This window comes from Cupriavidus pauculus (assembly GCF_022179805.1).
Classification (GTDB): domain Bacteria; phylum Pseudomonadota; class Gammaproteobacteria; order Burkholderiales; family Burkholderiaceae; genus Cupriavidus; species Cupriavidus pauculus_E.
Genome location: NZ_BPUO01000014.1, coordinates 17,557 through 30,798 on the forward strand (window position 1 = coordinate 17,557; position 13,242 = coordinate 30,798).

Below are 13,242 nucleotides of genomic sequence, written 5' to 3' on the forward strand. Positions count from 1 at the left end.
AGACATCGTCCCCACATCGCGATGCACTACCTACGCCCCCACACCGTCGAAGCCGCTCTGGCCGGGCTTGCCGAGCGCCCACGCCGCATCGTCTGCGGCGCCACCGATTGCTTCGCGCAACCGGCGCTGGTGCCAGCCCGGTACGAATGGATGGATATCAGCGGCATCGACGCGCTGCGCGGCATTGCCCGCCACGACGGAACGGTGCGCATTGGCGCGGCAACCACCTGGCAGGCCATCGCTCAGACCGCGTGGCTGCCCGTTGCGCTGCGTGAAGCCGCCGCTGGCGTTGGATCGCGGCAAATCCGCATCCAGGGCAGCATTGGCGGCAACCTGTGCCATGCGTCGCCGGTGGCCGACGGCGTGCCGCCACTGCTGGTATTGGGCGCCACCGTGGAGTTGGCCAGCGTGCGCGGCGTGCGTCGCCTGCCGCTGGGGGACTTCCTGCTGGACCGGTACCGCACTGCGCTGGCGCCGGACGAACTGCTCGTGGCCATCACATTCCGGCAACCGGGCGAGCATGACCACACCGCTTTCATGAAATGCACGAATCGCGATGGCATGGCGCTGGCCGTGGTGTCGGCGGCCGTCCACCTGCGCATGGCGCCCGGCAACACGCTGGCGGAAGCAGCCGTGGCCGTCGGCGGCGCTTCGGCCGTGCCGCTGCGGCTGCCGGCGCTGGAGGCCGCGCTGGCCGGACGCAGGCCGAGCGAGCTAGCCGGCGTGATCGACGCAGCCAGTCTGGCAACGCTCACCCCCATCGACGACTGCCGCGCCACCGCCGCGCATCGACTTCACCTTGCCCGGCTCGCCATTGCGCGGGCCGTCAATCTTTGCATCGAGGAATCCGGCCATGACGCAGCCGCTGCCTGAAGCCACCAGCCGCGACGGCGACACCACGGCCGATGCCGGCTGGTTCGACCTGAACGGCGCGCGGCTGCCGCTGCCCGCCGACCCGTCGCGCCGCCTGCTCGACCATCTGCGCACGGACCTGCGCCAGTTCGGCACCAAGGAAGGCTGCCGGCAGGGCGACTGCGGAAGCTGCACCGTGCTGATCGACGGCAAGGCGCGCTATGCCTGCCTGGTGCCCGTGGGCCAGATTGCCGGGCGCAGCGTGGTGACCGTTGAAGGCATGGCCGAGCGCACGCAATGCGGCGGGCGCCTTCAGCACGCATTCCTGGCGCACCAGGCCGTGCAGTGCGGCTTCTGTACGCCGGGCATGTTGCTGGCGTCGGCGGCGGCCATCGATGCTGGCCGCGTGACCGACCGCGCGAGCGCCCGCGAAGCCATCGACGGCGTGCTCTGCCGCTGCACCGGCTACCAGAAGATTGTTGATGCCGTGACCGAAGTGGGGTGCGGCGCCCCGGCGCGGCCGTGCACGATGCCGCCCGCGCAGGGCACGATGGTCGGCGTGCCGCTAACCCGTCTCGATGGTCCGGAAAAAGTCGACGGCAGCCAGTGCTTTGGCGCCGATGGCTGGCCCGCCGACAGCCTTGTGCTGCGCGCGGTCCGCAGCCCGCATCACCGAGCCAGCTTTGCGTTTGGCGATATCGATGCGTTCGTCGCGGCCCATCCGGGCGTGCACCGGGTGCTGACGCATGCCGATGTGCCGGGCCAGAACCTCCACGGCGTGGCCACGCCTTATGCCGACCAGCCCGTGCTGCCGGTTGCCGAGGTGCGCCACTACCTGGAGGCCGTTGCGCTGGTGATCGGCGAGCCCGAGGTGGTCGCCGCGCTGGATCTGGAAGATTTCCCGGTGACCTGGCAGCCGCTGGTGCCGGTGATGGCCGTCGCCGACGCCTTGCGCGACGACAGCCCCAAACTCCACGACAGCCGTCCGGACAATGTGCTGATCGAAGGTGTGGTCCGCCAGGGCGATACCACGGAGGCGTTGAAGGATGCCCGCCACGTGGTCAGCGCCAGTTTCACGTCGAGCTTCGTCGAGCACGCTTACCTGGAGCCTGAAGCCGGCTGGGCGCGGCGTGTCGGCGACGTCGTCGAGATTTACTCGTCCACGCAGGCGCCGCATCCGCATCGCGCCGATCTGGCGCGCATCCTTGGCGTAGCGCCGGAACGGGTGCGCGTGGTGGCCACTGCCGTGGGCGGCGGCTTTGGCGGCAAGCTCGACATGACGTTACAGCCGTGGCTGGCGATTGCCGCCTGGCACGTGGACCGGCCCGTGGGCATGGTGTTCTCGCGTGAGGAATCGATGGCGACATCGACCAAGCGTCATCCCGCCAGCATCGTGTCGACCATGGCGGCCGATGCCGAGGGCCGGCTCTGCGCGGTGGAGTTCGACGGCGACTACAACACCGGCGCGTTTGCGTCGTGGGGCACCGCAGTCGCCAACCGGGTGCCGGTGCACGCGGGCGGCCCGTATGTCATTCCGCACTACCGGGCGCGTGCCCGCGCGGTGCACACGCACATCACGCCAGCCGGGGCGTTCCGTGGCTTCGGTGTGCCGCAGACCACGATGTCGCAGGAGCAACTGATCGACGAACTGGCGCGCAAGGTCGGCATCGACGCGCTGGAGTTTCGTGTGATCAACGCCATGCGCCCGGGGGATTCGTTGCCCACGGGGCAGGTGCTGGACCACAGCGTCGGGCTGGTCGAATGTCTCGATGCGTTGCGCCCCGCCTGGCTTGAAGCCCAGGCGCGCGTGGCCACGCTCAATGCAGCGTCGCCGGCCGGCATTCGCCATGGCGTTGGCCTGGCCGCCTTCTTCTATGGCTGCGGCAATACCGCGTTGCCGAATCCATCGACGGTGCGCTTTGGCGTGCGGCCGGACGGCACGGTGGTGCTGCACCAGGGCGCCGTGGACGCCGGGCAGGGCGCCAACACGGTGATCCCGCAAATCGCGGCCGATGCGCTGGGCGTGCCAGTCGACCAGCTTCACATCGTCGGCCCCGATACCCACCTGACGCCCGACTGCGGCCGCACGTCGGCCTCGCGGCAGACGTTCATTACCGGCCGCGCCGCCTTCCTGGCCGGCACCGCCTTGCGGCGCCGGCTGCTGGAACTGGCGGGCGCGCCGGCAGATGCCCGCATCCACGCGAACGCGGACGGTCTCCACATCGATGGCCAGCGACTGGACCTGCGCGGCCTGCCGGTGGACGCCCATGGCTACACCGTGGCCGCCGAGGAAAGCTTCGATCCGCCGATCACGGCGCTGGACGCTGCCGGCCAGGGCAGTCCGTACGGCACCTACGCGTTCGGCGCGCAGATTGCCGAAGTGGTGGTCGATTGCGAGAGCGGGCGCGTGCGGGTAAGCAAGGTGGTGGCCGCGCACGACGTGGGGCGCATGATCAATCCGACGCTGCTGGAAGGCCAGGTGGAAGGCGCGGTGGCCCAGGGCGTGGGGCTGGCGCTGATGGAGCAGTATCACCCCGGCAAGCACAACAACCTGCACGACTACCTGATTGCCACGGTGCACGACATGCCCGAGGTACGCGCGATCTTTGTCGAGGCACCGAACCCGCTGGGCCCCTACGGCGCCAAGGGCATTGGCGAACCAGCGCTGGTGCCCACGGCGGCGGCCATCCTGAATGCCATCCACGATGCAACCGGTGTGCGCATCCGGCAGGCGCCCGCGTTGCCCGACGTCGTGCTGCGCGCGCTGGCGGAACAGGGCGGCCACGACTAGCCTGTACGGGCGACCGACAGATCTGGAATCCAGACAATGATGACAACAACAAAAATGGATCAAGCCCCCACGCAGTCGGCCTCCGGCTTAGGGTGGTATGCGGAACTGGGCCCGGCGGACAAGCGGGCATTCAAGGCATCGTTCGCGGGCTGGGCGACTGATGCGTTCGACTTCATGGTGTTCAGCTTCGTGCTGGCGTCGCTGATCGACCTGTGGAGCCTGGATCGCGGCCAGGCCGGGCTGCTGGGCACCGTGACGCTGATTTTCTCGTCCATCGGCGGCTGGATCGCCGGCATGCTGGCCGACCGCTACGGCCGGGTCAAGGTATTGCAGGGCACGATCCTGTGGTTCTCGGTCTGTACGCTCGCCATCGGCTTTGCCCAGAATTTCGAACAGGTCTTCGTGCTGCGCGCGCTGCAGGGCCTGGGCTTTGGCGGCGAATGGGCGGTTGGCGCGGTGCTGATCGGCGAGATGATCGCGCCCAAGCACCGTGGCAAGGCCGTGGGTCTGGTGCAAAGCGGTTGGGCCGTGGGCTGGGGCGTGGCGGCGATTCTCTACAGCATCGCGTTCTCGGTACTGCCCGAATCGCTGGCGTGGCGCAGCCTGTTCTGGGTGGGTATCCTGCCCGCGCTGCTGGTGATCTACGTACGCCGCCATGTGGAGGAACCGGAGGCGTTCAAGGCCACCGGCGCCGCGCGCAAGCAGGGCAAGGGCCCGTCGGTGTGGGTCATCTTCTCGCCGGCGCTGCTGCGTCGGACCGTGGCCTCGGCGCTGCTGTGCACCGGCATCCAAGGCGGGTTCTATGCGATGTCGACGTGGCTGCCGACCTATCTCAAGATCGAGCGCCACCTGTCGGTGCTCGATACCGGCGGCTACCTGCTCGTGATCATCGTGGGATCGTTCTGCGGCTACATAGCGGGTGCCTATCTGGTGGACCACTGGGGACGCCGGCGCAATTTCATGCTGTTCTCGGTGCTGTCGCTGGTGTCGGTCTACCTGTACCTGACGCTGCCGTTGACCAATGCCGAAATGCTCTGGCTCGGATTTCCGCTGGGCTTTTCGTCGTGCGGCATCTTCAGCGGCGTCGGGGCGTACCTGACCGAGTTGTTCCCGTCGGAGAGCCGGGCCAACGGCCAGAGCTTTACCTACAACTTTGGCCGGGGCATCGGCGCGCTGTTTCCGAGCCTGGTCGGCTGGCTGAGCCATTCGATGAGCCTGGCGATGGCCATCGCCATTTTCTCCGGCGCCGCCTACGGACTGGTGCTGCTGATGGTGCTGGTGCTGCCGGAAACCAAGGGCCAAGCGCTCGAAACCATGGGAACAACGCCATGACGCCCGGATTTTCACGCCGCCGCACCATACATTGGTATGGATTCGCGCCTATGGACGTTTACATCACCGCTTTCGATCATGCTCGCGGCTGAATCCACGCTCTCATTGGCGCCGCAGGTGGTCGCGCAGGGCACCGTCCACATCGTCGATGACGATGAACTGGTGCGCGCCGCCCTGGTGGGGCTGCTGGAATCGATCGACATGCAGGTCAGGGCGTTCGGCTCGATCGAGGAATTCCTGCGCGCGCCGCAGGCCGACGGACCGTCGTGCCTGGTGCTGGACGTGCGCCTGCGCGGCCAGAGCGGGCTGGCGTTCCAGAGGTCGCTGGTGGATAAGGGCCAGCCGCATATGCCGATCGTCTTCATGAGCGGGCATGGCGATGTGGCCATGACGGTCAAGGCCATGAAGGCCGGCGCGGTCGACTTTCTGGCCAAGCCGTTCCGTGACCAGGACATGATCGATGCCGTGATTGCCGCGCTGGAACGCGACATGAAGCGGCTGGAAACCGAGCAGCAACTGAGCGGCCTGCGGTCGAGCTGGGAAACCCTGACGCTGCGCGAGCGCGAGGTGCTGCGGCACCTGGTGACCGGCCTGATGAACAAGCAGATCGCGGCCGCCATGGGCGTGGCCGAGATCACCGCCAAGATCTATCGCGGCCATGCCATGCGCAAGATGAACGCGCGGACCGTGGTGGAAGTGGTGCGCATGATGCAGGCGCTGGACGTCGAAGCCGCCGCCTAGCCCATCTGCATTTTGGCAATGCCAGCACATATGTTGGTATGCCCGCCGTCACCTGCCGGGCTGATGGTGCGTTGCACCCAAACCATGATGTCATTCCGCCGCGCCGTACGAGACAGACGGCGAACGGAGATCGACAATGACCATGGACACGGCCGCACCGCCAAACGTTTCCTCCCAGTCTCCCATCTATACGGATTGGACCCGCCAATGGACCCGCCAGTGGGCCGGCTACTGGTCCCGCCATGGCCGGTTGCGGCATGCGCTGGCGCTGGGCATCCTGCTTCTGCTGTTGGGCGCGGAATGGCTGGGCGTGCGTGGCCAGCTGGCCAGCATGACATCGGGCGCGGCGGCGCTGGTGATTGGCGTGCTGGGTTTTGGCACGGGCACCGCGCTGGTGGCCGGCACCTGCGTGCATCGTGCGCGCCTGCTGCGGGCCGCGATGGCGGCCCTGGCCTGGCAGGTGGAACAACTGGCGACGGCGGATCAGGGGCGCACGGTACCACTGACCGAGGCCGGCCCGCCCGACGTGGCAAGGCTGAGCGGAGCCATCAATGCGGCCCGGCGGCACAGCGCGGAGCGCGAATCGGAACTGCTGACGATGCAGGCGTCATACGTGCATGACCTGCGCACGCCGCTGACGCGCCTAGTGCTGCGGTGCGACCTGATAGAAGACCCATCGCTGCGCGCGGCGATGGAGCGCGATCTCGACGAGATGCGCGAGCTTGCCGAGGCGGGGCTGGCGTGTGCGCGCATGCAGAGCGGCCAGGCGCAGAAGCCGCGCGACGTCGATGCCGACGGCATGCTGGCCGCGCTGGTACGGAACTACCGCGATGCCGGCTGCGCGCTGGTGCTCGATGGCCAGGTGGGCCGATCCGTGCTCACGTGCCCGCACGCGCTGCGTCGCATCCTGGTCAACCTGGTCGATAACGCGCTGCGCTATGGCAGCGATGTCCGGGTAAGCGTGCGCATGGACGACCGGCACCTGCACCTGGCCGTGCTCGATTCGGGGCCCGGCATCGCCCCGACGGAGCTGGAGGCCGTGTTCAGGCCGTGGTACCGGTCGGCGGAAACCGCTACCCGGGGGCCGGGCAGCGGACTGGGCCTGGCCATAGCCCGCCGGCTCGCACTGGCAATTCGCGGCGAACTGGCGCTGCGAAACCGGTGCGAGGGCGGACTGGAGGCGCGGCTGTCGTTACCGCTCTAGGGGTTGATTCTCAGCGCGTGCGCACGCGCAGCGACTGCACGCCGCGCAGGTTATTGCGGCGATGCCACTGCAGTTGGTCCAGATCGACCGGCGCCAGCGCTGGAAAGCGCGACAGCACGCCCGCGATGGCCGATTCCAGTTCGAGCATGGCCAGCCGTGCACCCAGGCAGTAGTGAATGCCGCCGCCGAACGACAGCGACGGCGTGCCATCGCGCGACAGGTCGAGTCGATCCGGATCGCTGAACGCATCGGGGTCGCGATTGGCGGCGCCGACAAGCATGAACACGATGCTGCCTCGCGGCACGGTGACACCACTGCCATCGTCCAGCGTCACGTCCTCGAAGGCCGTACGCACCACCATCTGCACCGCGCCGTCGTACCGCAGGCATTCCGCCACGGCGCGCGACACCAGCGCCCGGTCGCCCAGCCCATCCTTCAGACGCTGCAGTTCGTCCGGCGCCCGGAACAGCGCGATCATCGTGTTGCCGATCATGTTCGAGGTGGTCTCGTGCCCGGCCACGAACAGCAGGATCACGTTCGAGATGATCTCGGCTTCGGTCAGCGTGGCGCCGTCGTCTTCCACGCCCAGCAGGCTCGATACCAGGTCGTCGCCGGGCTGCGCACGGCGCTGCGCCACGATATCGCGGAAGTAGGCTTCCAGCGTGCGGGCTGCCGTGTTGGCTTCAGCCAGAAGGCTCTCGTTGAGCGGCGCCAGGTCCATCGCGCTGGCCAGCCGGCTGGCGGCGCCACCCAGCTTGACGCCGTCTTCCACAGGAATATCGAGCAGGCGGCAGATGATCTCCACCGGCAGCGGCAGCGCGAAATCGGAGATCAGGTCGAATTCGCCCTTGTTGCCGATGCGGTCGAGCAGGCTGCGCGTGGTGGTCTCCACGATCTGCGCCAGGCCTTCCACCTGCCTGCGGTTGAACGCCTGCATCAGCAGCGCGCGCAGCCGGGTATGCGCGGGCGGATTCATCATCAGGAAGGTTCGGCTCAACGCCTGGAACACCGGGTCTTGCGTGGCGGCTTCGCCGTAGCGGGCCTGCACGCTCTGCAAGTAGGTCTTGCCCATGCGGCGGTCACGCAGCAGGGCGTCGATCACGCGAAAGCGTCCGGTGACGTAGAGGTTGGGGCCGAGTGGCAGCAGGGGGCCGGCGTTGCGGATCTGCTCGTACAGCGAATAGGGGTTTTCGAAGAAGGCGGGCGAGGCGAAGGACTCGAAATTCATCACGGCTTTTTTATTGATCTGGCGAGGGAGACGAGAGGAGAACCGGCACGGTTTCCGCGCCAACTTATAGCAGCGCGCGTGCCGGCAATCCATCGCGTTATGTATCGCAATGTATCCGGGGCGCCTATTGGTACAAGGTGTTACGGACGCGCTTGTATCGGGTTGTATCCGTCCGCGATGGCGATACACGGCGATCCAAAAACGCCGCCAGCCGACATGTGACGCCTGCATTGGCTCTCCAGAATGCCTTCCATTCGTTCACGCACCGGTGCATCGCACCGGGTAGAGCCAACCAGGAGAAAAATCCATGATGTCCCAGGCAGTCGTTCGAAACACTTCGCGTCGTCCGTCTACCCGCCGCGCCATCGCGCTGGCTTCGGCCATGGCCGCCGTGGCCACCGTGGCCCTGACCGGCTACATCCAGCCGGCCGCCGCGGCCGATGCCGCGCCGAAGGCCGTGGCCGCGACGCGCGTCAATGCCGACGAGAGCATCCGCCCGTTCCACGTGCACGTACCCCAATCTCAACTGGACGACCTGCGCAAGCGCATCGCCGCCACGCGCTGGCCGGACAAGGAACCTGTGGCCGACGAAAGCCAGGGCATCCAGCTTGCGCAGGTGCAGGAGCTGGTCAAGTACTGGGGCACGAAGTACGACTGGCGCAAGGCCGAGGCGCAGCTCAACGCGCTGCCGCAGTTCGTGACCAAGATCGATGGCCTTGACATCCACTTCATCCACGTCAAGTCGAAGAACCCCAATGCGCTGCCGCTGATCCTGACCCACGGCTGGCCCGGCTCGATCTTCGAATTCGTCAAGACCATCGGTCCGCTGACCGACCCCACCGCCTACGGTGGCCGTGCGGAAGACGCGTTCGACGTGGTGATCCCGTCGATTCCGGGTTACGGCTTCTCGGGCCGGCCGACGGAGCTGGGCTGGAACCCCGAGCGCACCGCGCGTGCGTGGGACGTGCTGATGAAGCGCCTTGGCTATACGCAATACGTGTCGCAGGGCGGCGACCATGGCTCGGTCGTCTCCGACGCGCTGGCACGTCAGGCGCCGGCCGGGCTCAAGGCCATCCACCTGAACATGCCCGCCACCGTGCCGGGACCGGTGATGCGGTCGATCCTGGCCGGCGACCCTGTGCCCCAGGAACTGACCGATCCGGAACGCAAGGCTTACCAGTCGCTGAGCACGTTCTTCGGACGCAACGCCGCGTACGGCGGCATGATGGTCACGCGTCCGCAGACCATCGGCTATTCGCTGGCCGATTCCCCGGCGGGCCTGGCCACGTTCACGTACGAAAAGATCGCCGAATGGAGCGACAGCAACGGCGTGCCCGAGCGCGTGCTGACGCGCGACGCCATCCTGAACGACATCACGCTGTACTGGCTGACTAACACCGGTGCCTCGTCGTCGCGCTACTACTGGGAGAACAACAACAACAACTTCAGCGCCGATGCCCAGAAGACCCGGGATATCAAGGTGCCGGTGGCGATCAGCGTGTTCCCGCACGAGATCTATCAGGCGCCCGAAAGCTGGAGCAAGCAGGCGTACCCGTCGCTGTACTACTACAAGACGGTGTCCAAGGGCGGCCACTTCGCGGCCTGGGAGCAGCCGCAACTGTTCGCCGAGGAATTGCGCGCTGCGTTCAAGTCGGTGCGCTAGCACCAGCCACCGGTATCCCGGTGGCTTGAAAGAAAAATTCAGATCGGCGGCGTAAAAATGAAAGGCATCCCGTATGGCCACAAGTGGCGCGGGATGCCTATCATCAGAAGAAGTCCACCGCCCCGATTCTGGATAGACAAATGCGCAACCTGATCAGCCACCCGGGTTTCCTGTTCCTTGTGTTGATGGTGCTGATGGGCAGCGCCACGGCGATTGGTGCGCTGGTGCTGCGCCGGGCGCGGCCAGTCGACCCCAAGAGCCGCGACGATTTCAATATCGTCCAGGGCGCCACGCTGACCCTGCTGGCTCTGCTGATCGGGTTCACGCTGTCGATGGCGGTCGGCCGATACGACCAGCGCAAGAACCTCGAGGAAGAAGAGGCCAACGCCATCGGCACCGAATACCTGCGCGCCGACCTGCTGGAAAAGGCCCTGGACCAGGACAAGATAAGGGCGCTGCTCCGCCAGTACCTGGACGAGCGCATCCGCTACTACCAGACGCGCGACCGTGACGAGCAGGCGGAAATCGCCGCCGGAACGGCCAGGATCGAGGACGAGATGTGGAAGATCGTCCGCGACGCGGCCCGCACGGCGCCAAACCCGATCACGGCGCTGGCGGTGGCCGGCATGAACGACGTCATCAACTCGCAGGGCTATTCCGAAGCTGCGTCGATCAACCGCATTCCCGTGGCCGCCTGGGGTCTGATGTTCGGCATCGCGTTCTTCAGCAGCCTGATGCAGGGATACGGCGTACGAACGGAAAACGGCAAGTCGTTCCTGTTGCTGGTGGTGCCGCTGACCGTATCGCTCTCCATGGCGTTGATCGCCGACATCGACAGTCCGCGTGGCGGCCTGATTCGCGTGGCGCCTCAGAATCTGCTTAGCCTGCAGGCGTCGCTGCCCAAGTAGCGCCCAGACAGGCCGGAAGCGCCTGGTTTGCTTTCATGGCAAAATGCCGCTAATATTCAGGCATATTGCCGGAGTCGCCATGCAAACCATTGCTTTCCGCCCGACTGGCGCGCAAGCGCCTTACGAGCGCTATCTCGATCGTCTAAGTGATTTTCTGAGCACGAAAGTGCGCACCGGGGCCGATCTGGCCACGCTGGCCAACGACCGTTTGCCGGTCGATATCCTGGAGCGCCTGCTCGAAGCCGGCCTGACCTGGGACGAGGTGGCGTTCATCATCCCCCGCCGCACCCTGAGCCATCGTCGCGAGAAAGGGCAGCCGCTGACCGTCGAGGAATCGGACAAGGCGATTCGCCTGGCCCGCATTCTCGCGCAGGCGGCCAGCACGTTTGGCGACGGCGAGCGTGCGCTGAACTGGCTGCGCGCCCGGCAACAACGGCTTGGCGGCGCCGCGCCGCTGTCGCTGGCCGGGACGGAGCAGGGCGCCCATCTGGTCGAAGAGCAACTGGTGCAGATCGACGAAGGTTATTTCGCCTGATGGTCCTTTGGCGAATCAGCAACTATGCCGACCTGAAGGGCATCGGCGGCCTGCGCGCCGGGGGCCGCTGGCATTTTCCCGGTCAGCCTGTGGTGTACCTGGCGGAACATCCGGCGCTGGCTTTCCTGGAGGTGCTGGTACACCACGAAGTGTCCAGAATCGAGGACCTGCCCAAACACTATCAACTGCTTACCGTGGAAGTCGACGATGCCATCGCCGTGGCGAACATCGCCGATCTGCCCGATGACTGGAAGCAGGACGCCGGCTGGTCGAAGAGTGCCGGCACCGAGTGGCTGACCGTACGATCCAGCCTGCTGCTGAAGGTGCCGAGCGTGCTGGTGCCCTATGCGTCGAACTATCTTTTCAACCCGGTTCACCCGGACGCCGGCAAGGCCCGGATCGTCGAGGCCAAGCGCATCGAACACGATCCACGGATTCTATCGCTGCTGTCCGAGCCGCGCGGTTGAGATCCACACCCACACAGAACTGGAAACACCGTCATGCAAGTACTGGTAGACGCAGACGCCTGCCCGGTCGTCGTCAAGGATATGCTGTTCAGGGCCGCGCAGCGCGTCGAGGTAAATGTCACGCTGGTGGCGAACAAATTCCTGCGCACGCCGCCATCGCGCTTTATCAAGTCGGTGCAGGTACCGGCAGGCTTCGATGCCGCCGATGACCGCATCGTAGAACTGGCCGAAACCGGCGACCTGGTGATCACGGCCGATATCCCGCTGGCCGCCGCCGCGCTGGACAAAGGCGCGCATGTGCTGGACCCCCGGGGCGTCTGGTTCAGCCGCGAGAATATCCAGGAGCGCCTGACCATGCGCGACGTACTGGACCAGCTGCGCGGCGCGGGCATCGATACCGGCGGGCCGCCACCGTTTTCCCCGCAGGACAGCAAGGCGTTCGCCGGCCAGCTTGACCGGTTCCTGGCCCAGCATGCACGCGCGGCTAAAGGTAGCTAGGGGCGGCCAGGACGGCTGAAGCGCTGTTCTGTCACCGCGGAACCCCACTGGGTTCCTTCCGCCTCGCTCGTCAGGGCGAAGCCGAACGATTCGTACAGGTGACGCGCCGAGTCGAGTCCCTTGAACGTCCACAAATAGGTTTCCCGGAACCGCAGGTCATCGACAAACTGGATCGCCCGTTGCATGAGCTGCCGGCCCACGCCGGAGCCACGCAGGGAGTCATCCACGATGAACCACCTCAGATGCGCGATGCCGGTCTGCATATCGCCATCGATGGCCAGCGATGCCAGCGCGCGGCCGTTCTCAACGTATAGCCATAGCGCCTTGCCTTGCGCCGGCAACGCGCCGGCAAACTCGGCCAGTTCGGTGGCCACCTTCTTTTCGAAGAACGATCCAAAGCCCCAGTGCTCGGCATAAAACCGCGCATGCATGCCCGCCACATCGCCGATGCAGCCGGCCTGATAGCCTTCAACAATTCGCGAGCCCGTTTGCCCGGTATCGCTTGCCTTGGTGGCGTTGTCTTGTGCCAGCGCGTCCGAGTAGAGCGCCAATGAGCGGAGCAGCGCCTGCTGGTCTGATGGCAGCAGGCGGCGCAGGGCGTTCGACACCTGATCCGTCGCAAACCGGTCTATCCGGTTCCTGAGTGTCTTGCCCTCGGCGGTCAGATATAGCTCGGACGTGCGGCCGTCATCGGCGCTAGGCCGGCGCTCGACCAGGCCATCGCTTTCCAGGCGCGACACCTGCCGGCTGGTATTCGATTTGTCCAGCCGCAGGATGTCGCCCAGATCCCTGGCACTGAGGCCAGGCTTCATGCCGATTTCCAGCACGGCATGCACGGCGGACGGCGCGAGCGCGCTGTCCGCCAGCGTCTCGCGCATAAAACCGAGTTCACGCACCAACCGGCGCGAGAAATCCCGTAGTTCCAGGATGGTGGTCTCTCGGCTTTTGGCGGGCAGGTCGACGAGGTCCATGGTGGGCTCCAGAAGGTTGCGTGTCGCAACCAATACTAGTTGCGGAGCGCAA

Annotated in this window: 12 protein-coding genes; 10 read left to right on the top strand and 2 right to left on the bottom strand. The window is 66.3% G+C overall.

Annotation, left to right across the window (positions count from 1 at the left end):
* Positions 1 to 21 precede the first annotated feature (21 nt).
* From MFF62_RS23900 to MFF62_RS23920, 5 genes are all read left to right on the top strand, one after another.
* A complete protein-coding gene (locus tag MFF62_RS23900; protein ID WP_238265607.1) occupies positions 22 to 873 on the top strand; it encodes an FAD binding domain-containing protein in 852 nt (283 codons plus the stop codon).
* The gene (locus tag MFF62_RS23905; RefSeq protein WP_238265608.1) at positions 854 to 3,643 is read left to right on the top strand and encodes a molybdopterin-dependent oxidoreductase; all 2,790 of its coding nucleotides are present in this window, start codon (positions 854 to 856) and stop codon (positions 3,641 to 3,643) included. Before MFF62_RS23900 ends, MFF62_RS23905 begins: the two co-directional genes overlap by 20 nt.
* A 54-nt stretch (positions 3,644 to 3,697) precedes the next feature.
* Positions 3,698 to 4,975 carry an MFS transporter gene (locus MFF62_RS23910; RefSeq protein WP_238265609.1) on the top strand — a complete coding sequence of 426 codons (1,278 nt, stop codon included), beginning with the start codon at positions 3,698 to 3,700 and terminating at the stop codon, positions 4,973 to 4,975.
* 78 nt (positions 4,976 to 5,053) lie between these two features.
* Positions 5,054 to 5,716: a response regulator transcription factor gene (locus MFF62_RS23915; protein WP_238265610.1), complete on the top strand. Its 663-nt coding sequence runs from the start codon at positions 5,054 to 5,056 to the stop codon at positions 5,714 to 5,716.
* 136 nt (positions 5,717 to 5,852) lie between these two features.
* On the top strand, positions 5,853 to 6,920 hold the full coding sequence (locus MFF62_RS23920) for a sensor histidine kinase (RefSeq protein ID WP_238265611.1): 1,068 nt from the start codon (positions 5,853 to 5,855) through the stop codon (positions 6,918 to 6,920).
* A 10-nt stretch (positions 6,921 to 6,930) separates the two neighbouring features.
* On the opposite strand, the gene MFF62_RS23925 is transcribed toward MFF62_RS23920, so the two are convergent.
* Entirely contained in the window at positions 6,931 to 8,148 is a 1,218-nt protein-coding gene (locus MFF62_RS23925; RefSeq protein WP_238265612.1) for a cytochrome P450, read from the bottom strand.
* A 382-nt stretch (positions 8,149 to 8,530) separates the two neighbouring features.
* On the opposite strand from MFF62_RS23925, the gene MFF62_RS23930 reads away from it, so the two are divergent.
* The 5 genes from MFF62_RS23930 to MFF62_RS23950 all read left to right on the top strand — a co-directional run bounded on the left by MFF62_RS23930 (position 8,531) and on the right by MFF62_RS23950 (position 12,219).
* The gene (locus MFF62_RS23930) at positions 8,531 to 9,811 is read left to right on the top strand and encodes an epoxide hydrolase family protein (protein WP_404990828.1); all 1,281 of its coding nucleotides are present in this window, start codon (positions 8,531 to 8,533) and stop codon (positions 9,809 to 9,811) included.
* 140 nt (positions 9,812 to 9,951) lie between these two features.
* Positions 9,952 to 10,719: a bestrophin-like domain gene (locus MFF62_RS23935; RefSeq protein WP_238265613.1), complete on the top strand. Its 768-nt coding sequence runs from the start codon at positions 9,952 to 9,954 to the stop codon at positions 10,717 to 10,719.
* 79 nt (positions 10,720 to 10,798) lie between these two features.
* Positions 10,799 to 11,254: a type II RES/Xre toxin-antitoxin system antitoxin gene (gene parS / locus MFF62_RS23940; RefSeq protein WP_238265614.1), complete on the top strand. Its 456-nt coding sequence runs from the start codon at positions 10,799 to 10,801 to the stop codon at positions 11,252 to 11,254.
* A complete protein-coding gene (locus MFF62_RS23945) occupies positions 11,251 to 11,721 on the top strand; it encodes an RES family NAD+ phosphorylase (RefSeq protein WP_238265719.1) in 471 nt (156 codons plus the stop codon). The genes parS and MFF62_RS23945 overlap by 4 nt, the downstream gene beginning before the upstream one ends.
* 33 nt (positions 11,722 to 11,754) lie before the next feature.
* Entirely contained in the window at positions 11,755 to 12,219 is a 465-nt protein-coding gene (locus MFF62_RS23950) for a YaiI/YqxD family protein (protein WP_238265615.1), read from the top strand.
* On the opposite strand, the gene MFF62_RS23955 is transcribed toward MFF62_RS23950, so the two are convergent.
* Positions 12,216 to 13,190, bottom strand: coding sequence for a bifunctional helix-turn-helix transcriptional regulator/GNAT family N-acetyltransferase (locus MFF62_RS23955; protein WP_238265617.1), 975 nt, complete (start codon positions 13,188 to 13,190; stop codon positions 12,216 to 12,218). The two genes, MFF62_RS23950 and MFF62_RS23955, sit on opposite strands and share 4 nt — an antisense overlap.
* Positions 13,191 to 13,242 lie beyond the last annotated feature (52 nt).